This window comes from Streptomyces sp. NBC_01803 (genome assembly GCF_035917415.1).
Classification (GTDB): domain Bacteria; phylum Actinomycetota; class Actinomycetes; order Streptomycetales; family Streptomycetaceae; genus Streptomyces.
In genome coordinates, this window is record NZ_CP109073.1 from 2,980,899 (window position 1) to 3,007,362 (window position 26,464).

Sequence of the window (26,464 nt, forward strand, 5' to 3'; positions counted from 1 at the left end):
GTCAAATGTCCTGAGCGGGTGTGGCTCAACTCTTATCCGCCCTCCAGGCTCAAGCCGAGCAGCGCCACGTCGTCGCCGATCCCGGCGGCGAACTCACGCACGTCCCACCACCCATACTCCACCAGCCCCTCCGGCGTCGGCGGCCCCCCTGGCCACCCCGCGCCCAGCCGCCCCGTCACCCGGTCGGCGAGCGGATGGAACGCCCCCGCGCCGTCCCGGGCCTGGATCACGCCATCCGTGTTCCCGAGCAGCGGATCGCCCATCCGCGGCGCCACGGTCTCCGGACGCGGCTGCGGAGCGCCGACGCCCAGGCCCAGGCCCAGGCCCAGCGGCGACACCGGCTCCGCGGCCAGCGCCACCGTCACCAGCAGCAACGGCGGCAGCGGCAGCGGCAGCGGCAGCGGCAGCGGCAGCGGCAGCGGCAGCGGCAGCGTGCGCGGCCATCGCGGCATCAGCCCAGGGCGGCAGGGGGTGACACCGGTCAGTGCCGGCCGGCGATCCGCAGCCGGGCGGCCTCGGCGCGGATGGTGGGCAGCTCGTCGTGGAGCGCGTCCCCCGGACAGTGGGTGTGCACGATGTCGCGGTGGCCGGAGATGACCTCCAGCTCGGCCGGCTCGCCCTCCGGTACCCGGGCGGCGTCGTTGGTGGACACCATCCGCACCTGGTCGCGCGGGTCCGTGCCGGTGCGCAGCTTCCAGGCGGCGATCTCGGCGATGGCGGACACCAGCGGGCTCGGCACCTCGGTGCCCGCGGGGAAGTCGCCGAGCGCCGCGACGCCCACGCTGTCCGCGTTGAAGCCGCTGGTGTGCGCGCCCATCACGAAACGGTCCATGCCGCCGGCCCGGCCTTCATAGATCCGGCCACACTTGTCGACCACGAAGTTGTAGCCCAGGTCGTCCCAGCCCTTGCCCAGCACGTGGTCGGCCTGCATCGCGCGCAGCATCTCGGGGACGTCGGCGCAGTCGTAGTCGTCGGGGTGGTTGGTGTGGTGCACGAAGACCGCGCGGGCCGCGCCCGTGTAGGTCACCGCCTCCCGGCGCAGGCTCTCGTCCGCGCCCCACACCTCGCGGCTGATGATCCGGGGTGCGGGGGCCGTCCGTTCGACGGCGGGGTGGCGGGGCCCGGCGGCGGGCGGCGTCCCGGTGACGGGCGGCGCGGACAGCGGCGGGGCGCTCCAGGTCAGCACGGCGGCGAGCGGCGCGAGGGTCACCCATACGGCTGTCCGGCGGGACCACACGGCGCTCTCCCGGCCTCAGGGGAGGATCGCGACGGCGCTCGACCAGTTCAGGCCGAGCCGCTCCTGGGCGGCCATGTGCAGGAGCTGGAGTCCCTCCAGCTCGCGGGCCCGGCGCAGGGGCCCGATGTCAAGGGGGCGCAGCCCGCCCGAGGACGCCAGCCCGGCGACGGCGCGCTTGCCGTCCTCGTCGTCGCCGGCGATCAGCACGTCCAGCGGCCGGCCCGCCACCTGTCCGTCGACCAGGGTGGCGGCGAAAGTGGTGTTGAACGCCTTCACCACCGGGACGCCGGGCGCCGCCTCGGCGGCGATCTGCTCGGCGGCCGAGGTGCCCGCGGGCACGGTGAGGGAGTCGAGGGTGGCGAAGTCGACGGGGTTGGAGATGTCGACCAGCACCGAGCCGACCAGCGCCGTGCCGTACTCGGCCGCCACCGCGCGGCCGGCCGGGTACGGCACGGCGAGCACCACCAGGTCGGCGTCCTCCACGGCTATCGCGTCGGACCGCTCGACGTCCCCGCCGGGGGCGGCCCGGCGCAGCTCGTCGGCGAGGTCGGCCGCCTTCTTGGCCGACCGGTCCAGCAGCCGGACGCCGTGCCCGCCGACCAGCGCTCTGGTCGCTATGCCACGGGCCATGGCGCCCGCGCCCACGATCGTCACCTTCATCTCTCCATGCCAGCACGCCCCCAGGCGGCCCGCATCCGGGACGACGACCGCCGCCCTCACCCCGCCCTCATGCCACCCTCGACCGCTCAGGCCCCACCACTCCGGCCCCACCACTCCGGCCCTACCGCTCCGGCCCTACCGCTCCGGCTCGTCCGGGGGCGGCAGCGGCCGGTCCTGGCGCAGAGCGGCGAAGAGGCGGCCGGCGGCGGAGGGGTCCAGGGTGAGGCGGTCGTCCTGGGTGGGGTGCGGGAGCGTGGGCACGGTGCGGAACGTCAGTCCGCCGTCCGGGACCGCCTGGACATCCTGGACATCCTGGACGAGACGGCGCAGCTCGTCGAGCGAGTCGAGCCCGGAGTCGCCGGTGATCGCGGAGGTCACGGCCTCCAGCACCGGGTAGAGGCGGGCCGGGTTGGCGAGGGTCCCGCCGTCCGTCAGCTCGTCGTGAAGGAGCCCGAGGAACTCCTGCTGCCGGACGATCCGGTGCAGATCGCTGTCGTCGCCGACGTACACCCGGGCGCGGACGTAGGCGAGGGCCTGTTCGCCGTCGAGGACGTGCCGCCCGGCGGACAGGTGGTGGCCCACGTTGGGGTCGTGCTCGTCCTGGGCCAGCTCGACCTCGACGCCGCCCACCGCGTCGATGATGTCGGCGAAGCCCTCGAAGCCGAGCACCAGGTGGTGGTCGATCCGGATGTCGGTCAGCCGCTCGAACGCGCGGATGGCGCAGGCCGCGCCGCCGTACTGGTAGGCCCCGTCGAACTGGGCGGTGCGGGCCTCGCTCCGGCCGCCGTCCTCGGTCCGGCAGGCGGGGAGGTCCACCACGATGTCGCGCGGCACGTTCACCGCCTCGGCCCGTTCGCCGTCGCCGGACAGGTGCGGCAGCAGAACGGTGTCGGAGCGGGCGTTGCCCGTGCCCGAGCCCCAGTCGTCGCCGATCAGCAGGATGTCCCGCGCCTCGCCGACGGCGGCCGGCCGTTCGCCGGCGTGCTCGTCCAGCGCCTCGGCGGCGGCGCGGTCGGTCGCGATGTTCCCGTCCAGCCTCTGGTAGGCCCACAAGGCGGTGCCCGCCGTGATCGCCAGCAGCACTCCGAAGGCCAGCAGCAGCCACCACCACACCCGCTGACCGCGCGTCATATGGACAGCCATGGCAGCCCACCTTTCCGGCTCGCTCGTGGGGGTCCATCCTGCGGTCCGGAACGGGTGTTATAAGGCATGTGGGCTTATTGTTCGACGGCTTCCACCGATCGGACGCGCGGCCGTGGGCCGGTCGGCCCGCCGGTCGGCGCGTCCGGCCGGCCCCCGCGTCCGGCCTCCGGCTCCCGCGTCCGGCCCCGGACCCTCAGGCCGTGTAGGGGCGGGCGGCGCGGGCCTCGCGCAATACGTCGCCCCACCAGGCGAGCTGGTCGAGCATCGTCGTGGCCGCGCCGCCGCTGCCCTCCGCGTCGAGCGGCCGGCCCGCGTCGTCGAACCCGCTCCAGGCCGAGTGGAAGCTGACCGTGTCCCGCACGGTGACGGCGTGCAGCTCCGCGAAGACGCCGCGCAGGTGCTCGACCGCGCGCAGCCCGCCGGAGACGCCGCCGTAGGAGACGAACCCGACCGGCTTGGCGTGCCACTCCTTGTGGTGCCAGTCGATGACGTTCTTCAGCGCGGCCGGGTAGCTGTGGTTGTACTCGGGGGTGACGACGGCGAAGGCGTCGGCCGCGGCCAGCCGCGCGGTCAGCCCCGGCCCCTCGTCGGCCCCGCCTGGCGGGGCCGACATCTCCAGCGGCAGCGTTCCGGCGTCGGCGAGGTCCACGGTGTCCACGGTCATGTCGCCGCGGCCGGCGGCCCGCTCCGCGAACCAGCGGGCCACGGTCGGCCCGAACCGGCCGGCGCGAACGCTGCCGACGATCACGGCCAACCGCAGCGGGGCGGCGGTGCGGGCGAGCGCGGTGGTGGGCACGGGCATGGGCACGGGACTGGTAGTGGTGCTGGTACGGGTACCGGACATGGCGGATCCCCTCATCCTTCGGGTGGCCGGTGACGGACCGGCCAACTGGGAAGAAGCGTCATACTTCAAGGGGCCTTGAAGTCAAGCGGCGGGCCGCGCACCCTCGACGTGACCGAACCGACGTGACCCAGTCGACGTGACCGAACCGACGTGACCAAGGCGACCCGGCAAGTTACTGCCTAGTAAGATGGCTCTGGGCTATGTTGCTAGCCCTGCTTGCCCCCGCCCGCAGGTCCGAGGAGCCGACATGCAACTCGCCGCGATCATCGTCTCGCTGGTGCTCACCGCGATCGCCATCGCCCTGTTCAGCAGGGCTGTTGGGGAGATCGTCCGTTTCTTGCGCATCGGCCAGTCATTGCCCGCGGGTGCCCGAACCGACGATCCCACCGCCCGCAGCGTCACACTGACCAAGGAATTCCTGGGTCACACGCGCATGAACAGGTGGGGGATCATCGGCGTAGCGCACTGGTTCGTCGCCATCGGCTTCCTCACCCTGGGCCTGACGATCGTCCAGGCGTACGGCCAGCTCTTCGAGGCCGACTGGACGCTGCCCGTGCTCGGCGGCTTCGTGCCCTACGAGATGTACATCGAGTTCATCGCCGCGATGACCGTCCTGGGCATCGTGACGTTGATCACGATCAGGCAGCTCAGCGTCCCGCGCCGGCTCGGCCGCAAGTCCCGCTTCGCGGGCTCGACCACCTGGCAGGCGTACTTCGTCGAGTACGTCATCCTGACCATCGGCGCCGCGATCATAATGCTGCGCGGCCTGGAGGGCGCCCTCCACCACGTGGAGGGCTACGAGGCGGGATACTTCCTCTCCTACCCCCTGGTCGCCGCGCTCGACGGCCTGAGCCACGACACCCTCCAGACCCTGGTCTACCTCGTCGCCATGATCAAGCTCGGCACGACGATGATCTGGGCCATCACGGTCGCGCTCAACACGGACATGGGTGTCGCCTGGCACCGCTTCCTGGCGTTCCCCAACATCTGGCTGAAGCGGAACGCCGACGGCGCCACTTCGCTGGGCGCGCTGCTGCCGATGACGTCGGGCGGCAAGCCGATCGACTTCGAGGATCCGGGCGAGGACGACCAGTTCGGCGTCTCCCAGGTGGAGCACTTCTCCTGGAAGGGCCTGCTGGACTTCTCGACCTGCACCGAGTGCGGTCGCTGCCAGTCGCAGTGCCCCGCCTGGAACACCGGCAAGCCGCTGTCGCCGAAGCTGCTGATCATGTCGCTGCGCGACCACGCCCACGCCAAGGCGCCCTACCTGCTGGCCGGCGAGAACAAGGAGGGCGTGCCCGCCGCCGCGGTGGCCGAGGCCGAGCGCCCGCTGATCGGCACCGCCGAGGAGCAGGGCGTCATCGACCCGGACGTGCTGTGGTCCTGCACCACCTGCGGCGCCTGCGTCGAGCAGTGCCCGGTGGACATCGAGCACGTCGACCACATCGTGGACATGCGCCGCTACCAGGTGATGATCGAGTCGGCCTTCCCGAGCGAGGCGGGCACGATGCTCAAGAACCTGGAGCGCAAGGGCAACCCGTGGGGCCTGGCGAAGAAGAAGCGCCTGGAGTGGGTCAAAGAGGTCGAGTTCGACGTGCCGATCGTCGGCCAGGACATCGAGGACCTCACCGAGGTCGACTACCTCTACTGGGTCGGCTGCGCCGGCGCCCTGGAGGACCGTGCCAAGAAGACCACCAAGGCGTTCGCGGAGCTGCTCCACATCGCCGGCGTGAAGTTCGCGATCATGGGCGGCGACGAGTCCTGCACCGGTGACTCGGCGCGGCGGCTGGGCAACGAGTTCCTCTTCCAGCAGCTCGGCCAGCAGAATGTCGAGATGCTCAACATGGCCTTCGGCGAGGACGCGGAGGAGGGCAAGGTGGTCGAGAAGTCCAAGAAGAGGATCGTCGCGACCTGCCCGCACTGCTTCAACACCATCGCCAAGGAGTACCCGCAGCTCGGCGGCCACTACGAGGTCATCCACCACACGCAGCTGCTCCAGACCCTGATCGACGACGGCAAGCTCATCCCCGTCACCCCGGTCGAGGGCCTGATCACCTACCACGACCCGTGCTACCTGGGCCGCCACAACAAGGTCTACACCCCGCCCCGCGAGATCATCGGCCGCGTCCCCGGCCTGCGGAACGAGGAGATGCACCGCCACAAGGAGCGCGGCTTCTGCTGCGGCGCCGGCGGCGCGCGGATGTGGATGGAGGAGCGCATCGGCAAGCGCATCAACGAGGAGCGCGTGGACGAGGCCCTCGCCCTCAACCCCGACATCGTCTCCACCGCCTGCCCCTTCTGCCTCGTCATGCTCTCCGACTCCGTCAACGGCAAGAAGAACGACGGCAAGGCCAAGGAGGAGCTGAGGGTCGTGGATGTGGCACAGCTTCTTCTCGACTCTGTACAGCGGGCGCCCGAAGCTGCTGTCGAAGAGCCGGACACGGTACGTTCATAGGCGTGGCCGGATTCAGAAGGAAGCGCGACCAGCAGCCGCCGTATTACCAGGCCCCTCCGCCGTATCAGGCTCCGCCGCCGTATCCCCACCCCGGGGACTACCGCGGCGGCGGAGCCCCGGAGCCCGAGGCCGCGGCGCCACCGCAGCTCCCGCCGCTGCGGTGGCAGGAGCTGCTGACCGGGATCGTGTTCCGACCGAGCCCGACGTTCTGGCGGATGCGCGACTACCCCATATGGGCGCCGGCGCTGATCGTCACGTTCCTCTACGGCATGGTCGCGGTCTTCGGCCTGGACGAGGCCCGCGAGTCGATCCTGGACACGACGGCGTCCACGGTGGCGCCGTACCTGCTGTTCACGGGCGTGGCGATGGTGCTGGGCGCGCTGGTGCTGAGCACGGTGACGCACAACCTGGCCCGCCAGTTCGGCGGGAACGGCCTGTGGGCGCCGACCGCCGGCCTGGCCATGCTGATCATGGTGCTGACGGACGTGCCACGCCTGGCCCTGGCCCTCTTCCTGGGCGGCGCCGCCCCGGTCGTCCAGGTGCTGGGCTGGGCCACGTGGCTCTTCGCGGGCGTGCTGTTCACGATGATGGTCAGCCGCTCCCACGAGATCCCGTGGCCCAGGGCCCTGGCCGCCTCGGTCATCCAGCTCCTGGGCCTGCTGATGCTGGTCAAGCTCGGCACGATCTAGAAGGGATCCAGGAGGATCCAGAAAGATCCAGAAAGATCTAGAAGTCGACCCGGACCCGGTCGTCGACGCGGGCGACGGACCCCTGGTCGAACCTCTTCTCGTACTCCCCCCTGATCTCCTCCACCCCCTCCCCCCGCTCCCGGGCCTCCCCGGCCGGGTAGAACAGCACGACCTCGTACGACCGCTCCCGTTCGATGACCCCGTGCTCGTCGCGCCACTGCCCGTCCCCCTCCTGGACGGTGAGCCCGTCCGGGAAGAGTGGCGTGATCACCTCGGCGACGAACGCGCGGAACTCCTCCTCGGTGACCTCGGCCCCGCCCCCCGGCCGCGCGGTCCCGAAGAAGAGCCGCGTCTCGGCGTAGGCCGCCCCTTCCCTTTCCTCTGCCTCTTCCCTTTCCCCTTGTGCCTCCGCCAACTCCGCATAGGCGACGGACCCGCCCCCACCGACGAGCAGTCCAGTGAGCAGCGCCGTACCGACCCTCAGGAACACAACCACCTCCGGTAACCTCAGGACGTGCTTCTGTCAGACAAGGACATCCGTACCGAAATCGACGCGGGGCGGATCCGGGTCGACCCCTACGACCCGACGATGGTGCAGCCCTCCAGCATCGACGTCCGGCTCGACCGCTACTTCCGGGTCTTCGAGAACCATCGCTACCCTCACATCGACCCCTCGGTCGAACAGCCCGACCTCACTCGGACGATCGAACCGCCGGGCGAGGAGCCGTTCATTCTCCACCCGGGCGAGTTCGTGCTGGCCTCCACCTACGAGGTGATCAGCCTCCCGGACGACATCGCCTCGCGTCTGGAGGGCAAGAGCTCCCTGGGCCGCCTCGGCCTCCTCACCCACTCGACGGCCGGCTTCATCGACCCCGGCTTCACCGGCCACGTCACCCTGGAGCTGTCCAACGTGGCGACGCTCCCGATGAAGCTCTGGCCCGGCATGAAGATCGGCCAGCTCTGCCTCTTCCGCCTGACCTCCCCGGCCGAACGCCCCTACGGCTCAAGTGGAGTCGGCTCCCGCTACCAGGACCAACGCGGCCCGACCGCCTCCCGCTCCTACCTGAACTTCCACCGCACCCGCGTCTGACACCGGCACGGCACTCCGCAACCGACCACACCCCGGACACCGCAACAACCGCGAGCGCCCGATCCGCTCGCCCCGAGCCGCGCCAGGGGAAACCGCCCGGCACGAAAGACGTGCCCCTCGACACAGCGGACGACGGTGGCGGTCTCCAACACTTCCCTCTCCCCTGCGACTTGATGAAGAAAGCCAACATCAGGGGATGAACCCGACACACCCCGGCACCGGCACTCCGCCGTACCGGGGGACATGGGAGATGCGGTAAGCTGAGGCTGACGGTCGGCTCTCAGTCGATCTTCGCGGGCGTAGTTTAATGGTAGAACATGAGCTTCCCAAGCTCAGAGCGCGAGTTCGATTCTCGTCGCCCGCTCCAACGGTTAAGGCCCAGGTCAGGGACATGATCCCGAACCTGGGCCGTTGTGTTGTCTAGACCGATTTACCCCCCGCGTGCCAGATCCGTGCCAGATTCACCGGCCGCTGCCCGCTGCGCCTCGACCCGGGCGTTGATCCCGGCCGCGACCTCCCGCTGACGTTCGTGGTTCGAGTGCTGGTAGATCATCGCGGCCTTCTCCGAGGACTGGCCCGCACGGACCATCGTGTCCTTCAGCGTCGCCCCGCTCTGCGTCGAGAGCGTGTGTCCGGTGTGCCGCAGGTCGTAGAAACGGAAGTCTTCCGGCAGTCCGACCTTGACCCGAGCCTTGCGCCACTTCCGCCCGAAGGTGGACCGCCGGAACGGCTTGCCCTTCTCCCCCACGAACAGCAACCCGTCCGGTGCCTTTTCGGCGTACCAGTCGAGATGCCGGCGCAGGTCTTTCGCCATGAAGGCCGGAAGCGCGATGAGCCGCTTTCCGGCGGCCGATTTGGTATCACCCACGACCCTGCGTCCGGTCGTCAGCTCGGGAGCGGCCCGCCGCACCCACACGCCCGGCACGTCCAAATCGACATCCGGCCGCCGCATCTCGGCCTGTTCCTCCGGCCGGGCCGGACCGTACGCGGCGAGATAGACCATCAGCCGCCAGCGCGGCCCCATGGCATCAGCCAGCGCGTCCACCTGGGCCACCGTGGCGACGGGCCGTTCCGGAGCGGACTCCTTTCCGGCCCCCTTGATGCGGCAGGGATTCCGGCGGATCAACTCGTCATCGACGGCCGTCTCCATGATGGCCTTCAGCAACCGATAGCACTTCGCGACCGTGGTCGCCCCGGTCGCTTTCAGCAGCTCGGCCCGCCAGGTCCGGACACGTGGCGGCGTGATCTCGTCCAGGTCGAGCCCGCCGAACGTCGGCAGGACATGCAGCCGCAGAAGCCGCCGGTACAGCTCCTCCGTGGTCGCGGCCAAGTCCCGCTCATCGACCCACTGAACGGCATACTCGGCGAAGTTGACCGCCCCGGCGTCGGGGTCGTGCCACTCCCCACGCCGCAGCTCGGTTCGCTTCTCCGCCAGCCAGTCATCCGCGTCCCCCGAGGTCTCGAAGGTGCGATCAGCGGGACGCATGACGCCATCGGGTCCCGGGTACCGCGCCTGCCAGCGTCCGGACGGCAACTTCCGGATCGCTCCGAAACGGCGGCGCTTCCCCTTCCCATTGGCCATGTCAGGCAGCCCTTCCGTACCGGTTCCGCCGCCGCTGGGCCGGTCGGACGGTGTTCGCGTCGACGTAGGCGGCAAGCGCGCTCTCGGGTATGCGGACGTGCCGCCCGACCTTGACGAAGGTGATCCGGCGTTCAGCGATCAGCCGACGCGGGAAACGCACGGTGGTCCCCAGCACCTCGGCCACCTCGGCCACGCTCAGGTATCGGTCCTTCATCGGGCCGCACCCCCGGTCGAGAACCCGAGTTCTCCCTCACAAGCGAGTTGTCGCGCCAGGGCACGTTCGTAGCGGACCGTGGCCGCGAGCAGTTCCTCGCCCGCTCGGTAGCCCGACCCGGCGTAGGACAGCGACGACTCGACGACGAGCGTGCTCCCGCCGTCGCGCTCCACCAGGCCGAGGCGAGCGGCAGCCTGATCGCGGCGCCAGGCACGGCGAACGTCGCGGAGTGCGCCGAGGGTGGTCGAGTAGCGGCGTGACTTGGTGGAGAAGTGGCCACGGAACCCGAGCATGTGCGCCCACTTCCAGAGCTTGAGTTCGGCGAACTCCGGAAGCTGCCCCAGCTCCCAGCAGGTCCGGATCATCTGCCGGGCATGCCGCTCCGCGGGGAGCAAGGCGACGGGCTCCCGCTGACCGGTGCCGCCGCACGGCCGGCAGTCCAGGTCGGCCACACGGCCCCGTCCGTCGCAGGCCCGGCAGTACAGCGGTTGATCAACGGTTCCCGAGGACTCCGCGCCCTTCGTGGCGTACTTGGCGATGTAGGCGGCAACGGCCTTGTCGGTGAGTTCGGCCCCGGCGCCGAAGCCCGCGATCTCGCGTACGTCGAGCTGCTTGCCCCACCGCAGCACCCGTTCCCCCACCGCGTCCGAGTCGAGGGTGAGTTCCACTCGGCGTGCGGCGTTGCGGACGGCGACGATCAGCACGTCGGCTGTCGCGTCCCGTGGCGGAGGTGTGGCGGAACCCTCCGGTCCGTCGAAACGGATCACCGCGTGGAAGTGGACCAGGCCGCGCCGCTGGTACTCGGCGACCTTGGCGAAGGACACCCGGAGCACAGCCGTGAGCGCCTTCTGCGTCATGCCGAGCAGGGCGGCCACTTCGCGACGCAGGTAGGTCGTGAACCGCGCCCACAGTGCGGAGGCGTGCGCGTTCCAGAGCACGGCCCCGGGGTAGTCGTAGCTGTCAGGCCGGACCGGTGTGCCGAGCGCCGCATCGTCCGAGGCGTGCCATTCGCCGCAGCGGCACGGCAGTCGGCGGCCGGTCGGTGTCGTCGGCCGGGAGTGGACCGCGCCGAACGAGGGGGCGGTGAGCGTGGCGAACACGCGCGGGTGCGTGCGCACCGCCTCCGGAACGGCCTTGCCGCCGACAAGTCCCGCGCGGATCAGGTGGAACGTGTCCGCCGCGTACACGCGCGAGCAGGCGGGGCAGCGCGAGGCGCGACGGTTGCCGCACGGGACGAGGAGTCGGCCGGTCGGTTCCTCGGCGGTGTTGAAGGCGTGCAGAACCTCGCCGGTCGCGCCGTCCACGGTGAGGCTTTGGCCGACGAGTTGGACGGGCCGGGCGCAGCCGGAGACGTTCTCGATCCGGCCGCGCACGCGGTCGAAGTCGTTGTGTCCGGCCAGTTCGAGCAGGTCCCGCACGGCGGGACTCAGCGGCCGGTTCGGGGCAGCGGGTGTCATGCTGAGGTGTCCTCCGAGTGATCGGTGTGACGCCCGGCCGGGGGCGGTCAAGCTGGCAGGCGAGAGCCCGCCCCCGGCCGGGGCAAGGTGGTGGGAAGAGGCTCAGGCAGAGAGCTGAGCGTGTGCGGCGGCGGCCAGCGGCATCGAGACGCCGAGCCGGGCACGCAGTTGTGCGGGAGCGATGGGTTCACCGTGCTCGGCACGGTGGTTATCCGCGATGCGGCGGGCGGCTTCGAGCAGCGGGCCGGGCACCGCTGTGGAGGATGGCGCCGGGGCAGCGGCGGCAAGCGGGGCGACCGGTGGTGCGGGCACCGGAGCCGGTGAGCTGATGTCGCGGAAGCTGCGGAGCAGTTGGGGCCCGACCTGGGCCCAGCCCAGCAGGAGAACCGGGGCCACGGCGTCCAGGGCGGCGCGCCCGTAGTGGCCGGTGATGATGGGCTCGGCCACGTTCAGGGCCAGGGTCAGCAGGCCGGACAGGTGCATCAGCCGGAGGGCGCCTCTCAGTTGCGCCGCAGGGACGCCGTGCAGGGACAGGTGACGCAGGGCGACCAGGAGCCCGAGAACGGACAGGTCCACCATGGGGGCGATCAGCGGAGCAACCGGCCGGGGAACGCCGAGGCGCAGGGCCAGAGACCAGACGTTGCCGAAGGAGAAGACGAACGCCAGGGCAGCGATCAGCGCCATCACGACGGTCACGACCCGGCGCGTCATGCGGTCTTCGGCCATGCCGGCATCACCTCCTTTCTCAGGTGCCTCGGCGCCGGGGTGCTCAGGCGGCTTCCGTGCCACGGCCGCCCCAGTCTTCGGGCTCGGTCGGTGAGAGCGGCTCGGCGCCCGCGAGGAGTTCGGCCGGATCGCGGGTCAGGTGCGCCGTGTCGGCGGCGATCCGAGCAGCGTGTGTGTCGTCCACGTACGGCGTGCGGACCCGGGTGAAGCCCTCGCGGCCCTGCACGGTCATCACGGCGACGCCGACATACGTCGGGTCCTGCAACGTCACGGGGTTGGCTTCCGGCCAATTCCGGATGTCCTCGCCCAGCGCCGCGACGGCCGCTTCGATCGTCTTCTGCGCGAAGCTCAGGCCGACCGGGCAGACGTCGCGGATGAACGTGGGGATCGCGTCTCCCGTCGCCTTCTGCGTGGCGAGGATGACGAGGATGCCCACGGACCGGCCCTTCTTCACCAGATCCTCGACCAGCCGGGCGTTCTCCGAGGCGAGCGCGGCCAGCTTCTTCGTCGCGGGGTCATTGCCCTTGTGCTCGCGGAAGAAGGTGTGTGCCTCATCGATGATCAGCACCGTCAACGGCCAGGCAGGGCACGGTCCGCAGTGCCACATGTTGCGCACTCCGAGGGCCGAACGGATCGCGGCCGAGCGGGAGCGACGCAGCGCGACGAGCCGCTTGAACAGCTCGTTGCCCGCCGCCAAGTCGTCGCCGACGAAGGCGAACAACCGGTCGGCCACGTCGGCGTAGTCGCCCTCCTCCGCCGTCGATGCCTTGCCGTCCGCGACGGCGAACTGCACGGCAGGCGACGGCGCCAGGTCGCAGATCAGCTTGTTGATCAACGACGTCTTGCCGAAGCCAGGCAGACCCGCCACCGTCACACCGGGAACCTCGGCGAGGCTCACCACCACCTCGGAGGCGTACTCGTCCAGGCCCAGCGCCCACCGGCTGACCACCGCAGGCGACTCTCCCGAGGGCACATGCTCGGTGCGAGTCGCGAGCGGATCATGCCGCACACCACGGATGCGCACCGCCCCCGGGCCGTCCGGCAGGACCGACACCCGGGTGCACCGCCAGGCGTCCGCGAGGTAGGGCGCCGCTTTCTGGAAGTCGGCGAGCCCGACCCGAGGAAGGGTCTTGGCACGCACCTCCACCCCGAACCGGTCGGGCCGGACGCGGATCTTGGGCACCAGCACGCGCGGTTCCGGTGTCCTGCCCTGCCCGCCGTTCACTCCTGCGGATATCTGAGACCAGGCGGTTGGCACCCGGTCCGTCACCGAAAGCCCCTGCGCTCGGGCCAGCCGGACCCAGCCACGCCGGATGCGAGCTGCCTGGCGGATGCTGACGCGCGTCATCGGGTCGGCGCGCACGTAGCGCACCGCCTGAGCGGTGAACACTACCGCCAGAACGGCGATGCCCACCCACAGCACCGCAGGTAGGGATGCGGCGATCTCTGCGACGGTCATGCCTGTGTCTGCCTTTCGCTGGGGCCGTAGAGGAAGCGGAACAGGGCGAGTTGCAGCTCGACCAGGTCGGCGCCGCGTGCCACCGAGGGGTAGCCGTGCCGCTCGATCACACGGCACACGTCGAACAGCAGCCCGACCGTGAAGCGCGAATCGTCGTCGCCCTCCAACGGCCGTACTGGGTAGGCGCGTTCGGTCTGCGACCCGGTCACAGCGCCGCCTCCAAGGCATCGGCCCGGTAGGCAACGCCGTCGCTGAGCTGGCCGTTGAAGATCCGGGCCCATGGCAACGCGACCAGACGCACGGGCCGGACGGCCGCGCTCTGCGCCAGCCCCTCAGCCAGGCCGGACTGAGGAATGGTGATCTTCAGGACGTCCGCCCGGCCGTCCAGCATTTCGACGACGCCCACCGTGTAGAGCGTCTCTCCCGTGTCCCGGTGGGTCGCGACCTCGCCGGTCTGAGGGTCCTTGATCTTCGGCGCAGCGGGGGTGACCAGCAGGAACGTGGACTGGGAGATGTCCTTCTGAATCGGGTGCATAGCCATGGTTCTTCTCTCCTTGAGTCAGGGGGGTACGTCGCCGCACCTCAAGACCGATAGTGCACTAGGTGCGCTAGCTCGTCAACTCTGATGTGTGGCCTAGCTCAGTGGCGGCGCGATCTCGCCCGCCTAGCTGCGCTGAGCCAGCTAGGCGGGCTACCCTTCGGCCATGAAGCTTCCCCAGGACTCGGGCGCGCCGCCCTACCGGCTCGTCGCGGATGCCATCCGGAAGATGATCCGCAGCGGTCGGCTCGCACCGGGGGACAAGGTTCCGTCGTCGCGAGAGCTGGAAGCCGAGTACGAGATCGCCAACATGACGGCCCGCAGCTCGCTTCGCCTGCTCCGCGACGAAGGGCTGATCTACTCAGTGCCCGGCCGGGGGAACTTCGTGGCCGACCCACTCCCCTCGGAAGCCCGGCCCCTTGGCGCCGACCGGAACGCAAGCGGGGAAGGGCGGTTGGGCAGCACCGAGTACGAACAGTTGTCGGCCCGCCTGGACGAGCTCTCCGAACGGGTGGACCACATGATGTCCCTACTTGAGCGCCTCAACGAGAAACGTCCTCGGCCGTCGAGCAAGAAATAGCGCCCGGGAGTACCAGTCCGGCGATCAGCCGTTCCAGCCGCTCCACCTTCGCCGCCAACTCCTCGACCCGTGCGGCGATCAGCTCCCTCTCCTCCACGTTCATGCCATCCGCCGTGACGCTCGCCTCGTCCGTCATCCTGCTTCCTTCCACGCTCGGCGCGGAGCCACCTCACCACGTCGCCTCCGGTTTGGTACGCCCGGAGATTTCTGGTATGTGGTCGGCTGACTCCCCCATTTCGCCTGACGCAGGAGCCGAAAGGCCGCCTATGGTCCACATCACACCTCTCGCTCCCGCTCGGGCGCCTGCACCTAGACCAAGGACGGTCCAGCGGCTGTTTGTGACCGCGCTCGGCGACTTTTTCGCCAGGTCCCGGCCAGCCGCCGCCCCGGCTCAGCACTCGGTCCCCGACACAGCCACGCACCCGTGTGCCCGTGCTGCCGCTGTTCAGAGTTTCCTTACTTGATCAAGGCGGCCCGCAAAGCGGGCCGCGCGGCTCGGCGGCCCGGCCGCCGCTCGCTCCTGTCTGCCGCCCCGCTTTGCGCCGACCGGGCCGCTCGCGCCGCTCGCGGCAGCGGACAAGCCAGACGCGCCAGGATCTACCAGCGGTGACACGACACCGACGTACCACGCGCCGTCCGATGCCCCGAGGCTGAGCGCGCTTCGCGTGCGGCGCCGTCCGCAACGGCCGGCCGGTGGACAACACCAACGGCGCGACGCGATCCCAGCAGCGGGCCGTGACGAAAAAGGCCAGGGCTGAGGGGTGACCGCCGGGGGGTGTACAGGTGACCCTGCACGCCGCTCCAGGCGGTGAAGCGCATCGCTGGCGCGCACCTGCCGGGGTTGCTGTTTCGAGGGGACAAGGGTTTCCTGCCGCATCACTCATCCTCTGTTCGGTCCGGGGCGATTGATCTCGGGCACCGGGAGCGACACGAGCACGCGACCGCAGCCCCGATACCATCGGTACCGGGGTTCTGCGGAATCCCTTCCGGACCACCTCGCGAGCTGCCAGGCCAAGGGGTGGTCCGGTTTCGTCTGGGGTTGTTGTTCAAGTCGGCTACTGGCCGGGGCTCTCCTCCGCCTGTTCCAGCACGAAGCGCGGGTTGTCCGGAGCCGGAACGACGCGCCACCGCCACTCGGTGACGACCTTGAACTGCCGGTGAGCCGGGTTCATGCCCGTGTGCTTCAGGGCCCAAAGCTCAACGGGCTCCGGCTGGTTGTCCACCGCCTCGAACTGGGCGCCGCACTCCAGGCACGCGACGCGGAACACCGGCCTGGGCGTACCGTCCGCGATTTCCTCCGTGAGGGTCCATTCGGCATGACGGACGATCGCTCGGGGGCTCATCGCGCCTCACCTACCGGACCGTCCGGGACGCTCACCACTTTGTCCGCCGGTACGTCCCATTCAGGGCCGCCACCGAGCGGACGCAGCCAAACCCGGCTCAACTGCCGTCCCACGACACGGCCGACCGCACCCCGCGACAGATCACGAGCCAGCGAGCCAATCTCTGGGGTCTGCTTGTCAGTCACGACAGCACCTCCACGCCATGAATCCAGCGCGGCCCCATGTCGATCCCGTGAGTGGCCAGCCACAGCGTCCGACGCCGTTCCCGCCGCAGACGTTCGGCCCGCTCCGCGTCGCGCCGCTGCTGACGTTCCTCCGGGGTCAGCATGTACGGCCGGACCAACGCCACGGGCGATACATTGCCTCACGTTGACGCTCCTTCGCAGCGTTGACCACGCCCCCGGACCGTCGCCGCGGTCGCGGGGGTACTTCGCTGCGTGATCCTGGCGTCACCGAACGGGACGTTGGAACTACGGCCAAATACCACTTGGGGACGTCCCGCGTCGGGTAAAACGTCCCTAGTGCCGTCCTGAGATGCGGAGAGAGACTGTGACGCCCAACGAGAGGCTACGAGCTGTCATGGCAGCCGGCGGCTGGACCCACGCCACGCTTGCGGCAAAGGTCGAGGTCGATCCCAAGTCCGTCGAACGATGGGTGAACCTCGGCCGTGTTCCACGCCGTTCCACGGCCCTGCTGGCAGCAGAGACGCTAGGAGAAGACGTGCACGCACTATGGCCGGCCCTCCGCCAGGCGCGCCCCGCCCGAGCGGTCAGCCCCGAGCTGGTGGCGCTCTACGACCAGCGCGCCGACATCCCCGCGACGGCGTTCGTGGATCTGCTGGCCCAGGCCGGGGAACACATCGACGTACTGGTGTACGCGGCTGTGTTCCTGCACGAGGCGTACCCCCGCCTCAACGCCCTCCTCCGTGAACGCGCCGCCGCAGGCGCGACGATCCGCATCGCCATCGGCGACGCCGACAGCCCGAACGTCCGGCAGCGCGGCGAAGAGGAGCGCTTCGGCCACGGCATCGAGTCCCGGTGCCAACTGGCCCTGATGCACTACCGCCCGCTCATCGGCATCCCGGGCATCGAAGTCCGCACCCACGGCACCACGCTCTACAACTCCCTCTATCGCGGCGACGACCAGATGCTTGTCAACGCCCACGTCTGGGGCGTGAACGCCTACGCCGCCCCGGTGTGGCACCTCCGCCGCAGCGACGCAGGCGGGATATTCGACACCTATGCCGAAAGCTTCAACGCCGTCTGGGCCACCGCATCCCCCGTCGAGGAACACTGAACCCATGGCACGAACCGAGTACTACGACGACCCCAATGCCCCCGAGCCCAACAGCATGGTCGTCGCCGCCTCAGCCGTCGTCACCAACGACCAGGGCCACATCCTGCTTCAGCGCCGCCGGGACAACGACCTGTGGGCCCTGCCCGGCGGAGGCATGGAGCTGACCGACTCGCTTCCAGGCACGGCCATCCGCGAGGTAAAGGAAGAAACGGGCCTGGACATCGAGATCACAGGACTCGTCGGCACCTACACCGACCCTCGCCACATCATCGAGTACTCAGACGGCGAGGTCCGCCGCCAGTTCAACGTCTGCTTCACAGGCCGCATCATCGGCGGCGAACTGGCGATCTCCGAGGAGTCCACCGAACTCCGCTTCGTCACCCCGAACGAGCTGACCGACCTCCCTATGCACCACACGCAGCGACTCAGGCTGGAACACTACCTGGAGAACGGTGACCAGCCGCACCTTGGATAACCATCACCCTAAAATCCAGAAGACGGCATATCAGAAAAATGACGGTTCAACACCGACCTAAACTCTACATTTCAACGCCCGCTCGCAGTAGCGCACGAACCAATACATCGTCATGTTCAGCATTCTGCCATTGAACGATCTCGCAAAGAGAAGTGTTTCCCCGCTCAGAGGGTGACGAATTGAAGGAAAGCACCGCCTGAGAGAGCGATGCATTGGTGACGAGCACGACGGGAAGTACTGACGATTCAAACCGGGCCCTCACCATTTCAAGATCAGCTTGCCCGAACTGCCTATGGCGACGATACTTCACCTCGACCCCAACGAGTCCCTTCTCGCCGCCAACACGAAAATCATATCCACGATCACCATCTTCTCGGGCCACTGGAAAGTCCCACTGGAGAAGTGAACGGTGGATCGCTTTCTCATATCGAGCCGCATTAGCCTGGGGAGAGCCGGCCAAAGCGAGCGCCTCCGTAACCCGACGGGCAGCCAAAATATAGGAAATCGCCGCCTCTGCAGTAAGGTACACATCTCTGCCGTGAGCAACGTGATTACGCAACTCCCTGAGGTCGTGAGCATTACGCACAAGGTCGTCCGGAAGTAGGCCCGTACGCGCCGCCTCTAGAAGCATAGAGTCGGCATGGTGAGCGCGCATAGAGGAGATCGGCAGCGCCGCCGAAAGAGCGTTCTCCAACTCCCGCCATGCACCCATAACAGCAACAATGGGGGCGGATTGAGCGATTGGGAGCAGCTCGTCAAATTCTCTACTTGCTCGGCCTGAATCCCGAGAAGCATCCGGGGCATTTCCTTCAGATTGAACGTCTTCGGAAATTACCGGCTCCCCGGCGCCCCTCTCGATGTCAGCGGCGATCTCGCCTTCAATTTCCGCCGCTTCTCCGGCGATAGCGTCTGCCTGTTTTTGGAAAGTGAGGCCACCCAAGGGAGTTTCGACGGATTCAACCCTTCCCGTTAATGCCGCAAGCTGCTTCCGGAAAACGATGCCCAGCACCAACACGATGCTTGGCCATATGAGAGCTCGGATGTACTCAAGGAGTAGCCGCCAGTCCACCCGTGCATCATGTCATAGGTGACATGGCGGTATAGGCCTGATCAAGGATCCACCGCTCAATCCCGCAACCGTAGTTCGCTCACGTAGGGCACGGGGCCATGAGAGGCCCGTCCACGGTTCCTGTGACAGGTCGCAGCGGTGTCTGACGCGCCCCCGTGTACGGTGATGCGTGCCAGGACGGGCGGGGAACCACGCGCAACGGCAGGGACGACGCAGTGCGCCGGCGCCGCAATCATGGCGACGTTCGCACAACTCAGCTGTCATTCATAGGCCACTTCATACAGTGATTCCCGAGCTGAGAGCGCGAGTTCTATTCTCCTCACCCACTCCAAGCGTCGAAGCCCAGGCCAAGGAGATAATCCCGAACCTGGGCCGTTGTGTCTGTAGCCCGTCTCAGCCCGCGCATGCTTGTTGCATGCCCGATGGGTGGGCGTCTTTTCACTGCGCCCGCACCGGGCTCAATGTCGGCCCCCAGCTCCCGCTGTCGCTCGCGATTGGGGGTGATGGTAGATTACCGGGCCTTCTCCGAGAACTGCCCCGCACAGACCGTCATGTCCTTCAGGTCGCCCCGCTCTCCGTCGAGAGCATGTGACCGGTATGCCGCAGGTCATACAACCGGAAGTCCTCCGGCAACCCGACTTTTCGCCTGAGCCGCCACTTCCGCCCGAAAGTGGACGCCGGGACGGCATGTCCTGCTACCCCATGAATAACCCTGACCATGCCCAACCGCAACCCCGACTGGACACCGCTCAATCCCACACCGCCGACTCTGCCTCCCCCTTAACTATGTGGGGTAACATCTTCGAGACGCCTGGGCAAGTACCTCAGATATTTCCCGACGCCTGATTCTATCGGGCTTGGGCACTTCACACTGAATCAATGCGTGAGCGATTCCTGCTGGAGGGTCATCGACGATTGGATCGGCAACCACGATCGCCTTACACGAACGCGGAGCTCTCGCAGGAAAGGCGTAGACCAACTGCCCCTCTCTTTTTATTGTTGCATCAGGCCCTAAGCTATTCTCCCTGAGAACCGAGCTTCGATATACAGATATACCATCGTCATCCCACTGAAAGGCTGTGCGCGTAGGCACCCTTTCTCCCGTCAAAAGGTCGGGCGCCAAGAAGTCCGGCTTATCCGGGATGCGGCGATACATGTCCTCGTCGTCCGGGATCGGCGTATCCATCCAGGACAATTACTCCCCTTCCCCCTGCTCCGGTCCGCCTGTCTAAGTGAACAGCCTTTTCCAGCTCGGATTCGCAACCCAAATCCTTGATGAGAGAGCAGACAGGGCACGCCGCACGTCATCGTAGCTCACGCCGTCGTGCCCAATCACTCCGTCCATTTGGACGTCACCCAGCACACTCACATGCCGAACGTAGGGCTTTTCTGTGGGATGGAACTCGATCTCGAGCCTTTCGACACCCGCCCTCCATTCGAGGAGGACAGCACCCTCTTCCGCCGGAGTAATGAAGGGGTAAACGGTACGGAAGTCCGAGATCCGGTCAAGCATGCGATAAGCATCATGCGTGACACGTTGAGAGATGGGCCCCCTGCTGCCCCCGTCCCAGCCCGGGGGCAGCGTCCGCAACTCGCGGAGCCTGCTTGTCACGTAAAGTTGCAGCTCGAGCTTGCTCCGCCTCTCTATGTCCGCGACGATGCGCTGTTCCCGCGTCACCTTTCGCGCACGGCGGATCATCCATAACCCTGAGGCAGGTCGCTCGGCGCTGTGCCCTGTGCTGTCGAACGCTGCCCTTTGGTGCACATTAAAGGCAGTCATTCTGGCTCCCCCCATTCCCGTCGCATCTGAGTGCTCGTGATCTCCAGAAAGGCCTTGGTGATTACGTCATGGGCTGCATCGAGTCGACTTGCGAAGTTATCCTCCATGTCGACACGCGCCTCCGCCTCCAGGAGCAGCGAGGAGCTGTCAGCAAGTTCGCCGCTCGCATCCTCAGCAACTATTGAATCTACGCCAATAAGTACCTCTACCCGTGAATCCAACTCGGATTCGAAGTAGTGAACCCTGAAGCCAGAGTAATCAGGCTCCCGGAAAGGGAAGGCCGAAGACGCAGACCACCCTGTCAAAACACCAGTCATGGCCTCATGGGAAGAAATCCCAGACAGACGGTTGACGTATCGAGCGTCTGCCCTTTTCACTTCCGGAATAGTTCCCGATGCGTCATGGGAGAGCTTGGAGAATTGGTCAAACTTTTCAAGCAGTTCCGCCCGCAGGGATTGATAGCCGGGATACTGCTGACCCTCACCAAAAGTCCAGTGCAGGATGAAACGGTCTTGTTGGAATTTGATGCGCCTATCGCCCAGGTCGGTAGATAGAGAGCAGAGGCCCATCGGCCATGACACTCCCGACCCTACAAACTCGACCGCTTCCCTCTCAGAAGCCTGCCAAGGCGGCAGTGGTGTTGATTCCTGCAGCTCCGGATATTCATCGCGCCACTCGACTCGTAAAGGCGCCAAGTCCAAGGTTCGCAACTTCGGCAACTCTTGGAACATCAGAGCCAACCTCACCTCATGAACAGGCGGTCGTGTGAGGCGCAGTGAGTCGCTCATGTGATCACCCCGATGCTTAGCGTACCCATGACGAGGGCTCAGGAACAGAGAATGCCCCAACATCCCCTACGGAACGCCGCAGGGACGACAGACTTTGCGGCGAGACGACCTAAAATGTCCACTCGAAGAGGTGAAGGTCATCGAGCGCGGGCCCCACCAGTGGTTCTGCGTGACACCTATGACGGCGCCAGCCAAGCCACCGGCGAGCGTGTGAGCATGGCGGTCTGAGTCGCGAAGCCACTGACAGAGAGGGGACGAAGCAGTCGCCATGCCAGATGCGTGCCAGAACGGACGGGAACCAGCGGTCAACAGCGGCGATGGCGGAGCATGTGAAGAGCCCCGCCGCTGCGACGTTCGTGCAGGTCAGAGAGCATATTGCGGCCGTTTCGTACGTTGATTCCCAAGCTCAGAGCGCGAGTTCGATTCTCGTCGCCCGCTCCAGAGAAACAGCAGGTCACAGCCAGTTTCCGCTCCCACGGAGGCTGGCTTTCCCATTGTCCGGCCGACCTCCGTGATACATCGTGCGACCCTGACGGTCGCCACCGGGAGGAGGAGTCGGAATCCATGCCACGCCGCCGGGCCTTCGACCATGTCCGCAGGCTACCGTCCGGGCGCTACCAGGCGTCCTACCTGGCCCCTGACGGCCGCCGCCGACCCGCGCCCACCACCTTCGAGACCAAGACCGCGGCCAACCAGTGGCTCGCCACCGTCCAGGCGGACATGCTCCGGGGCGTCTGGCACCCCCAGGCGGGAACCATCACCCTCGGCGCGTACTACGACAAGTGGCTCGCCACCAACCTAAGGATCAAGAAGCGGGGCACACGGTCCCTGTACCGGCGCGACGCCGACCGGTGGCTGCTCCCCGAGTTCACCAGCAGCGACGGCACCCGCGTGCACCTGGGCGCCATGCCCCTCAACCGCGTCCACCCGCCCGGCGTACGCGACTGGTACCAGGTCATGGGCGAGGGCGTACGGGCCGCCGCGACCGAACGGGCCAGCGGCCCCACCTACCGGGGCCACCCCGCCCGTTGGTGGGCCGAACGCTCCGGCTACGACGTGCCGCGCACCGGGCGCCTGCCCCGGGAACTGCTGGCCGCCTGGGAAACCGCCGGAAGTCCCACCCCGCCGCGCCGGGAACCGCCGGCGGACGCCGGACGTGACACCGTGGCCCGCCTGTACCGGCTGCTGCACGCGGTGCTGGAGTCCGCCCGCAAGGACGGTCTGATCACCGTGAACCCGTGCCGGCTGGCAGGAGCCTCGGACCCGGGCCAGCGGGCCCGCGCCCCGGTCGAGCCGCGCGAAGTACACGGCATGGTCGCGGCGTTCACCGACCGGTACCGGGCGGCGCTGTGGTTCGCCGTGTACACCGCGCTGCGGGCCGGACAGGTCTGGGCACTGCGCAGGCGGGACGTCGATCTGGAGAACCTGCGCGTCCGCGTCGCGGTCGGCCTGGTCGAACTGCCCAAGGAGGGCATCACATTCGACGACCCCAAGACCGAGGGCACCGCGCGCTGGACGACCATCACCCCCGCCATGGCCGCCATCCTGGCCAAGCACCTGGACGAGTACGTCCCGCCGGGCCCCGACGCGCTGGTCTTCGGCACCCGCACCGGCAGGCCCGTACGCGCCTCCCAGCGCTCGAAGATGTTCCACCGCGCCCGCCTCGCCGTGGGCCGCCCCGACGTCCGCTGGCAGGATCTCCGCAGCGCCACCGCGATGTTCATGCTCGACAGCGGCGCCTCGGACGCCGACGTGCGCGTCCAGCTCAACCACAAGACCGACCGGGCCGCCCGCCGGTACCGGCGCACCTCCGAGGAACGGCGCCGCCGCCTGACCTCCGGCCTGGACGACCACCTCGCGGCGCCCGTCAACGTTCTCCCGCTGCGGAAGGGGGCGTGACCATGAGCAGCAACACCGAAGCCCCCGGTACGGTGTTGGTCGTCCCGCTCTCGACGCAGCCGGAACAGGAAGACGACTGGGGCGCCGTGGCGGACGCGGCGGACCGGCTCCAGGCCGCCCTCACCCGCCGCCGGCACCGCACGGCGGACCGGCTGGCCCGCCGACCGGAGACCCTGCGCGCGGCCTTCCTGCTGCGGTACGCCGATCTCAACGCTCTGGAAGGCCGCCTGCGCCACGCGTTCTTCGAACACGACAGGGGCGTCCTGATGCTGGCCCGGCTGCTGCGAACGCTGTACGCGGCGGCGCTGGACCGGACGCCACTCCAGGAACTCCTGGAGCCCGCCGACCAGAAGCAGCGAGAAGCGGCTTACGCCGCGCTGCTCCGGCACCCGCCCCCGCCGCCTCCCCCGCCGACACTCCGCGCCCTGACCACCTGCGTCCTGACGGCCGCCCCGCCCCTGGCCGGGGCGGGCCAGGTGGCAGCGACCACACCGTAAGGAGTCGGGCCGCGCAGCCGCGCAGCCATTCCGGCCCCACGCCCTCACCGCAGCCCTGAACATCGGCTGCTGCGGCCCGTGGACATGACCACGACCGCTGTTTCCCCGGACCCCCGGCACGTCAACCCGGACCCGTTCCTGACGGCCAAGGAGGCCGCCGCGTACCTCAACGTGTCGTTGCGGACGGTCTGGACGCTCCGGCAGTACGGGGACATCAAGGCCACCAAGATCGGACGACTGGCGCGCTTCCGGCGCTCCGAACTCGACCGATACACCGGCGCGACCGAACGGCGTGCCGACGACACCGCAGAGGACCCGCTGCTGACCATCCCCGAGGCGGCGACGTACCTCAGCATCAAGGAACGCCAGGTACGGAACCTGCAATACGCGCGCGAGCTGCACGTGGAGCGGGTGCGCGGACGCGTGCTCCTGCGCCGCTCGGAGCTGGAGCGTTACGCCGCCCGCACGACAGCCCACCCGGTCGAGCGGTGAACACGGCGGGACGTCATCGGTCACAACACGTCAGGTAGTTCAGCCCGGACAGGCGTGTGGCCCGACAGGAGAACCCGCCGGGCCACACAAAAGCAGAAGACCGCGTCTCCTCGCCAAAGTTGACCGCGGTCTCCATACCCAGAAGCTGAGGCCCCAGACTACCCGGTTGCCGCCAGGTGTCGCTGCTGGGCTGCCTCGGCGGAGACGAGCATGCACGCCCGACCCGTTTGGCATCCTAGTGCAGCCCGACGCACCGGCTCCAGCGCCGATACAGCACAGACGCCACGAAAATGCCCAATCAGCAATGAACGCCGCAAAGTCACGCGCTTCCCGCGCGCCTGGCTATCGCGCTACACCCCCATCCAGACCGCGACCGGCTCCCTAATCACCGACTACGGCCGCAGTGGCAAGGGCTGCTACGCCTGGGACGCCACCCTCGCCGCGCAGTTGGGCGTGGACCGCTCCGCCATCTCCCGCGCCACGGCCGCCCTGACGGCCGGCGGCGACGTGCGCGTCACCGACACTTCCGGGCAACGCCGTACCCGGTGGGCCCGGCCCGTCGCCGAGGAAGAGGACGCCGTGGCGATCCCGGCGGCAGCCCGCGACGACCTGGCCATCCTCGGCGCCCCGTTCACCGTCTACGCGGAACTGTCCTTCCAGCGCGACGTCCAGAACGACCCTCAGGGCTGCCGCGTCTCCGGCACCGACCTGGCCGAGGCATGCGGCATCGGCGAACGGATGTCCCGCCGGGCGGTGGCCGAGTTGGAGGCGCGCGGCTGGATCACCCATGCCGAGCCCGGCGGCGGCCGGGGCAAGGCACCCCGCTACCTGATCCACGACGCCCCGGTGCGCGGGCGGGCAACGCCGCTGGACCTGGTCACCGAGCGCCCCCGGCCCTACGCCCAGACGCCCCCCGAAAACGCCACCGTCCAAGCGCCCGAGATGGACGCCATACCCGGTCAGCTCACCCTCCCCGACCCCGTCGGCACTGCCGGAAACCCGGTACTGAGCGCACACGAAACCCGGTACTCAGCGCACATCAAACCCGGTACTGAGCGCACACAGAACAAGCTCTTTCTAACAAGCTCTGTTGAACAGGCCGAGGTGGTGGGTGGTTGCAGTTCCCCCGAAGGGGAAAGGTCCGTACCGCGCGCACGCGCACGCGAGGCCGACGATCACGCCGCAGCCGCACCTGCGCCGCGTGGTGGCCCCGGTGATGGCGCGCCTCGCGCGGAACCGAACACGACCACCCTCGCCGGCTCCAGCACCACCCGGGCATGCCTACCGCCGCTCACCGTCACCCCCCGCGTCCACCACGTCCTGGCCGAACTCGGCCCGCTGGTCGGCCGGATGACCCGCTGGCAGCAACGGGAGACCGCCCGCGCCATCGGCCGAACCCTGGACACCGAGGGAGGCGACATCGAACGCCTGGCGCTCCGCGTCCGCTTCCGCGTCGCCACCGCCGACCTGGCCACCGTCCGCGACTCGTACGCCTGGGCGACCCGCCGCGCCCTGCCCCGCCGGGGCTGCCACAACCCCGACTGCGAAGACGGCCATCTGTGGTCCACCGGGCAGGAGTGCCGCGCCTGTGCCGAGGCACTGACCAGGCGCCGCACCAGCCGCACCGAAGGCACGCGCCCCACGCCCGCCCCGGCCGCCCCCGGGTCCGTGCCCGTGGCGACGTGGCGCTGCGGCACCTGCGGTACCCCCGGCACCGGCGACCCGCCCGCCAGTAGCCAATGCCACACCTGCTGGGCGAACACCCCCGAGGGCGCGACGGACTTCCTTGCCGCCAGCCTCGCGCGCCCGGCCGAACCGGCCCCGGGGGCCCCTGACAACCCTCCCGACCTTCCCGGGACTACCACCTACCGGGCCATGCGCGCCGCCCTCCGCGCCCGGAGCCCGGCGTGATTAGCCCTACCCGGTGGCCCGCGTCGGATTGACCTGAGAGTCACCGACCCATCACAAATGAAAACTCAGCGCCGCGTCCCGGGGCACCGGGGGCACCGCGAAACCCATAACCTTCTGCCACTTTCATGTAACCCACGCCTCCACGTACACGACGAAAGTCATCCAAGCATCCATAAAAGGGTGTTGCGCATCGCGACGCCCCGGTGAACCACGCCCCGCGCCGCGGAGCGCACCAAGCAA

The 26,464-nt window shown here is 68.5% G+C and carries 29 protein-coding genes and 1 tRNA gene; 11 read left to right on the plus strand and 19 right to left on the minus strand.

Going from position 1 to position 26,464, the window contains the following annotated elements; all coding sequences use genetic code 11:
* Positions 1-32: 32 nt before the first annotated feature.
* From OIE51_RS13245 to OIE51_RS13265, 5 genes are all read right to left on the minus strand, one after another.
* A complete protein-coding gene (locus tag OIE51_RS13245; protein ID WP_326597855.1) occupies positions 33-452 on the minus strand; it encodes a hypothetical protein in 420 nt (139 codons plus the stop codon).
* A gap of 29 nt (positions 453-481) precedes the next feature.
* A complete protein-coding gene (locus OIE51_RS13250) occupies positions 482-1,237 on the minus strand; it encodes a peptidoglycan recognition protein family protein (protein WP_442811914.1) in 756 nt (251 codons plus the stop codon).
* 15 nt (positions 1,238-1,252) lie between these two features.
* Positions 1,253-1,897 (minus strand): NADPH-dependent F420 reductase, encoded by a 645-nt coding sequence (locus tag OIE51_RS13255; RefSeq protein WP_326597857.1) that lies wholly within the window; start codon positions 1,895-1,897, stop codon positions 1,253-1,255.
* A gap of 135 nt (positions 1,898-2,032) precedes the next feature.
* Complete coding sequence (locus OIE51_RS13260) at positions 2,033-3,040, minus strand: LCP family protein (protein ID WP_326597858.1); 1,008 nt, start codon at positions 3,038-3,040, stop codon at positions 2,033-2,035.
* 193 nt (positions 3,041-3,233) lie between these two features.
* The gene (locus OIE51_RS13265) at positions 3,234-3,842 is read right to left on the minus strand and encodes an NADPH-dependent FMN reductase (protein ID WP_326600614.1); all 609 of its coding nucleotides are present in this window, start codon (positions 3,840-3,842) and stop codon (positions 3,234-3,236) included.
* A 289-nt stretch (positions 3,843-4,131) separates the two neighbouring features.
* On the opposite strand from OIE51_RS13265, the gene OIE51_RS13270 reads away from it, so the two are divergent.
* Together OIE51_RS13270 and OIE51_RS13275 are read left to right on the plus strand one after the other, a co-directional pair.
* Positions 4,132-6,339 (plus strand): (Fe-S)-binding protein, encoded by a 2,208-nt coding sequence (locus tag OIE51_RS13270; RefSeq protein WP_326597859.1) that lies wholly within the window; start codon positions 4,132-4,134, stop codon positions 6,337-6,339.
* Between the two features lie 2 nt (positions 6,340-6,341).
* Positions 6,342-7,028: a Yip1 family protein gene (locus OIE51_RS13275; protein WP_442811915.1), complete on the plus strand. Its 687-nt coding sequence runs from the start codon at positions 6,342-6,344 to the stop codon at positions 7,026-7,028.
* 37 nt (positions 7,029-7,065) lie between these two features.
* On the opposite strand, the gene OIE51_RS13280 is transcribed toward OIE51_RS13275, so the two are convergent.
* The gene (locus OIE51_RS13280; protein ID WP_442811916.1) at positions 7,066-7,518 is read right to left on the minus strand and encodes a DUF3574 domain-containing protein; all 453 of its coding nucleotides are present in this window, start codon (positions 7,516-7,518) and stop codon (positions 7,066-7,068) included.
* 24 nt (positions 7,519-7,542) lie between these two features.
* On the opposite strand from OIE51_RS13280, the gene dcd reads away from it, so the two are divergent.
* On the plus strand, positions 7,543-8,118 hold the full coding sequence (dcd, locus tag OIE51_RS13285) for a dCTP deaminase (RefSeq protein WP_326597860.1): 576 nt from the start codon (positions 7,543-7,545) through the stop codon (positions 8,116-8,118).
* A 293-nt stretch (positions 8,119-8,411) separates the two neighbouring features.
* Positions 8,412-8,485, plus strand: a tRNA-Gly gene (locus OIE51_RS13290).
* Positions 8,486-8,548: 63 nt separating this feature from the next.
* Here OIE51_RS13290 and OIE51_RS13295 read toward each other — a convergent pair.
* From OIE51_RS13295 to OIE51_RS13325, 7 genes are all read right to left on the minus strand, one after another.
* Positions 8,549-9,700 (minus strand): tyrosine-type recombinase/integrase, encoded by a 1,152-nt coding sequence (locus OIE51_RS13295; RefSeq protein WP_326597861.1) that lies wholly within the window; start codon positions 9,698-9,700, stop codon positions 8,549-8,551.
* Between the two features lies 1 nt (position 9,701).
* The gene (locus OIE51_RS13300; protein WP_326597862.1) at positions 9,702-9,914 is read right to left on the minus strand and encodes an excisionase family DNA-binding protein; all 213 of its coding nucleotides are present in this window, start codon (positions 9,912-9,914) and stop codon (positions 9,702-9,704) included.
* Positions 9,911-11,371, minus strand: coding sequence for a replication initiator (locus tag OIE51_RS13305; protein WP_326597863.1), 1,461 nt, complete (start codon positions 11,369-11,371; stop codon positions 9,911-9,913). The genes OIE51_RS13300 and OIE51_RS13305 overlap by 4 nt, the downstream gene beginning before the upstream one ends.
* A 102-nt stretch (positions 11,372-11,473) precedes the next feature.
* A complete protein-coding gene (locus OIE51_RS13310) occupies positions 11,474-12,097 on the minus strand; it encodes a DUF2637 domain-containing protein (protein ID WP_326597864.1) in 624 nt (207 codons plus the stop codon).
* Between the two features lie 43 nt (positions 12,098-12,140).
* Positions 12,141-13,556 (minus strand): FtsK/SpoIIIE domain-containing protein, encoded by a 1,416-nt coding sequence (locus tag OIE51_RS13315; protein ID WP_326597865.1) that lies wholly within the window; start codon positions 13,554-13,556, stop codon positions 12,141-12,143.
* Complete coding sequence (locus tag OIE51_RS13320; protein WP_326597866.1) at positions 13,553-13,765, minus strand: hypothetical protein; 213 nt, start codon at positions 13,763-13,765, stop codon at positions 13,553-13,555. Before OIE51_RS13320 ends, OIE51_RS13315 begins: the two co-directional genes overlap by 4 nt.
* The gene (locus tag OIE51_RS13325; protein ID WP_326597867.1) at positions 13,762-14,097 is read right to left on the minus strand and encodes an SCO3933 family regulatory protein; all 336 of its coding nucleotides are present in this window, start codon (positions 14,095-14,097) and stop codon (positions 13,762-13,764) included. The genes OIE51_RS13320 and OIE51_RS13325 overlap by 4 nt, the downstream gene beginning before the upstream one ends.
* 163 nt (positions 14,098-14,260) lie before the next feature.
* On the opposite strand from OIE51_RS13325, the gene OIE51_RS13330 reads away from it, so the two are divergent.
* Positions 14,261-14,674: a GntR family transcriptional regulator gene (locus OIE51_RS13330; RefSeq protein ID WP_326597868.1), complete on the plus strand. Its 414-nt coding sequence runs from the start codon at positions 14,261-14,263 to the stop codon at positions 14,672-14,674.
* Here the strand turns inward: OIE51_RS13330 and OIE51_RS13335 are convergent.
* The 3 genes from OIE51_RS13335 to OIE51_RS13345 form a co-directional block, all read right to left on the minus strand.
* Positions 14,637-14,810 carry a hypothetical protein gene (locus tag OIE51_RS13335; protein ID WP_326597869.1) on the minus strand — a complete coding sequence of 58 codons (174 nt, stop codon included), beginning with the start codon at positions 14,808-14,810 and terminating at the stop codon, positions 14,637-14,639. The two genes, OIE51_RS13330 and OIE51_RS13335, sit on opposite strands and share 38 nt — an antisense overlap.
* A 919-nt stretch (positions 14,811-15,729) precedes the next feature.
* Entirely contained in the window at positions 15,730-16,017 is a 288-nt protein-coding gene (locus OIE51_RS13340) for a DUF7848 domain-containing protein (protein ID WP_326597870.1), read from the minus strand.
* Between the two features lie 181 nt (positions 16,018-16,198).
* Positions 16,199-16,366: a hypothetical protein gene (locus OIE51_RS13345; protein ID WP_326597871.1), complete on the minus strand. Its 168-nt coding sequence runs from the start codon at positions 16,364-16,366 to the stop codon at positions 16,199-16,201.
* Positions 16,367-16,596: 230 nt separating this feature from the next.
* Here OIE51_RS13345 and OIE51_RS13350 point away from each other — a divergent pair, with 230 nt between their 5' ends.
* A complete protein-coding gene (locus tag OIE51_RS13350) occupies positions 16,597-17,313 on the plus strand; it encodes an XRE family transcriptional regulator (protein ID WP_326600616.1) in 717 nt (238 codons plus the stop codon).
* A 4-nt stretch (positions 17,314-17,317) separates the two neighbouring features.
* Complete coding sequence (locus OIE51_RS13355; RefSeq protein WP_326597872.1) at positions 17,318-17,788, plus strand: NUDIX hydrolase; 471 nt, start codon at positions 17,318-17,320, stop codon at positions 17,786-17,788.
* Between the two features lie 64 nt (positions 17,789-17,852).
* On the opposite strand, the gene OIE51_RS13360 is transcribed toward OIE51_RS13355, so the two are convergent.
* The 3 genes from OIE51_RS13360 to OIE51_RS13375 form a co-directional block, all read right to left on the minus strand.
* Positions 17,853-18,797, minus strand: a complete 945-nt coding sequence (locus OIE51_RS13360; protein ID WP_326597873.1) for a hypothetical protein — start codon at positions 18,795-18,797, stop codon at positions 17,853-17,855.
* A gap of 1,288 nt (positions 18,798-20,085) precedes the next feature.
* The gene (locus tag OIE51_RS13370) at positions 20,086-20,556 is read right to left on the minus strand and encodes a hypothetical protein (RefSeq protein WP_326597874.1); all 471 of its coding nucleotides are present in this window, start codon (positions 20,554-20,556) and stop codon (positions 20,086-20,088) included.
* 77 nt (positions 20,557-20,633) lie between these two features.
* Positions 20,634-21,425, minus strand: a complete 792-nt coding sequence (locus tag OIE51_RS13375) for a TIGR04255 family protein (protein ID WP_326597875.1) — start codon at positions 21,423-21,425, stop codon at positions 20,634-20,636.
* A 564-nt stretch (positions 21,426-21,989) separates the two neighbouring features.
* Between OIE51_RS13375 and OIE51_RS13380 the strand changes: the two genes are divergently transcribed.
* From OIE51_RS13380 to OIE51_RS13395, 4 genes are all read left to right on the plus strand, one after another.
* Positions 21,990-23,324, plus strand: a complete 1,335-nt coding sequence (locus OIE51_RS13380; protein WP_326597876.1) for a tyrosine-type recombinase/integrase — start codon at positions 21,990-21,992, stop codon at positions 23,322-23,324.
* A gap of 2 nt (positions 23,325-23,326) precedes the next feature.
* Positions 23,327-23,821, plus strand: coding sequence for a hypothetical protein (locus OIE51_RS13385; protein ID WP_326597877.1), 495 nt, complete (start codon positions 23,327-23,329; stop codon positions 23,819-23,821).
* Positions 23,822-23,905: 84 nt separating this feature from the next.
* The gene (locus OIE51_RS13390; protein WP_326600618.1) at positions 23,906-24,313 is read left to right on the plus strand and encodes a helix-turn-helix domain-containing protein; all 408 of its coding nucleotides are present in this window, start codon (positions 23,906-23,908) and stop codon (positions 24,311-24,313) included.
* A 210-nt stretch (positions 24,314-24,523) separates the two neighbouring features.
* Positions 24,524-26,224, plus strand: coding sequence for a hypothetical protein (locus tag OIE51_RS13395; protein WP_326597878.1), 1,701 nt, complete (start codon positions 24,524-24,526; stop codon positions 26,222-26,224).
* Positions 26,225-26,464 lie beyond the last annotated feature (240 nt).

Bases quoted from the DNA above. Each gene is read 5' to 3' on its own strand.
- OIE51_RS13245 (WP_326597855.1), bottom strand. From the start codon at position 452: ATGCCGCGATGGCCGCGCACGCTGCCGCTGCCGCTGCCGCTGCCGCTG.
- OIE51_RS13330 (WP_326597868.1), top strand. From the start codon at position 14,261: ATGAAGCTTCCCCAGGACTCGGGCGCGCCGCCCTACCGGCTCGTCGCG.
- OIE51_RS13385 (WP_326597877.1), top strand. From the start codon at position 23,327: ATGAGCAGCAACACCGAAGCCCCCGGTACGGTGTTGGTCGTCCCGCTC.
- OIE51_RS13295 (WP_326597861.1), bottom strand. From the start codon at position 9,700: ATGGCCAATGGGAAGGGGAAGCGCCGCCGTTTCGGAGCGATCCGGAAG.
- OIE51_RS13325 (WP_326597867.1), bottom strand. From the start codon at position 14,097: ATGGCTATGCACCCGATTCAGAAGGACATCTCCCAGTCCACGTTCCTG.
- OIE51_RS13340 (WP_326597870.1), bottom strand. From the start codon at position 16,017: ATGAGCCCCCGAGCGATCGTCCGTCATGCCGAATGGACCCTCACGGAG.
- OIE51_RS13265 (WP_326600614.1), bottom strand. From the start codon at position 3,842: ATGCCCGTGCCCACCACCGCGCTCGCCCGCACCGCCGCCCCGCTGCGG.
- OIE51_RS13260 (WP_326597858.1), bottom strand. From the start codon at position 3,040: ATGGCTGTCCATATGACGCGCGGTCAGCGGGTGTGGTGGTGGCTGCTG.
- OIE51_RS13380 (WP_326597876.1), top strand. From the start codon at position 21,990: ATGCCACGCCGCCGGGCCTTCGACCATGTCCGCAGGCTACCGTCCGGG.
- OIE51_RS13255 (WP_326597857.1), bottom strand. From the start codon at position 1,897: ATGAAGGTGACGATCGTGGGCGCGGGCGCCATGGCCCGTGGCATAGCG.
- OIE51_RS13350 (WP_326600616.1), top strand. From the start codon at position 16,597: ATGGCAGCCGGCGGCTGGACCCACGCCACGCTTGCGGCAAAGGTCGAG.
- OIE51_RS13370 (WP_326597874.1), bottom strand. From the start codon at position 20,556: ATGATCCGCCGTGCGCGAAAGGTGACGCGGGAACAGCGCATCGTCGCG.
- OIE51_RS13355 (WP_326597872.1), top strand. From the start codon at position 17,318: ATGGCACGAACCGAGTACTACGACGACCCCAATGCCCCCGAGCCCAAC.
- OIE51_RS13335 (WP_326597869.1), bottom strand. From the start codon at position 14,810: ATGACGGACGAGGCGAGCGTCACGGCGGATGGCATGAACGTGGAGGAG.
- OIE51_RS13305 (WP_326597863.1), bottom strand. From the start codon at position 11,371: ATGACACCCGCTGCCCCGAACCGGCCGCTGAGTCCCGCCGTGCGGGAC.
- OIE51_RS13375 (WP_326597875.1), bottom strand. From the start codon at position 21,425: ATGAGCGACTCACTGCGCCTCACACGACCGCCTGTTCATGAGGTGAGG.
- OIE51_RS13315 (WP_326597865.1), bottom strand. From the start codon at position 13,556: ATGACCGTCGCAGAGATCGCCGCATCCCTACCTGCGGTGCTGTGGGTG.
- OIE51_RS13270 (WP_326597859.1), top strand. From the start codon at position 4,132: ATGCAACTCGCCGCGATCATCGTCTCGCTGGTGCTCACCGCGATCGCC.
- OIE51_RS13395 (WP_326597878.1), top strand. From the start codon at position 24,524: ATGCACGCCCGACCCGTTTGGCATCCTAGTGCAGCCCGACGCACCGGC.
- OIE51_RS13300 (WP_326597862.1), bottom strand. From the start codon at position 9,914: ATGAAGGACCGATACCTGAGCGTGGCCGAGGTGGCCGAGGTGCTGGGG.
- OIE51_RS13390 (WP_326600618.1), top strand. From the start codon at position 23,906: ATGACCACGACCGCTGTTTCCCCGGACCCCCGGCACGTCAACCCGGAC.
- OIE51_RS13310 (WP_326597864.1), bottom strand. From the start codon at position 12,097: ATGGCCGAAGACCGCATGACGCGCCGGGTCGTGACCGTCGTGATGGCG.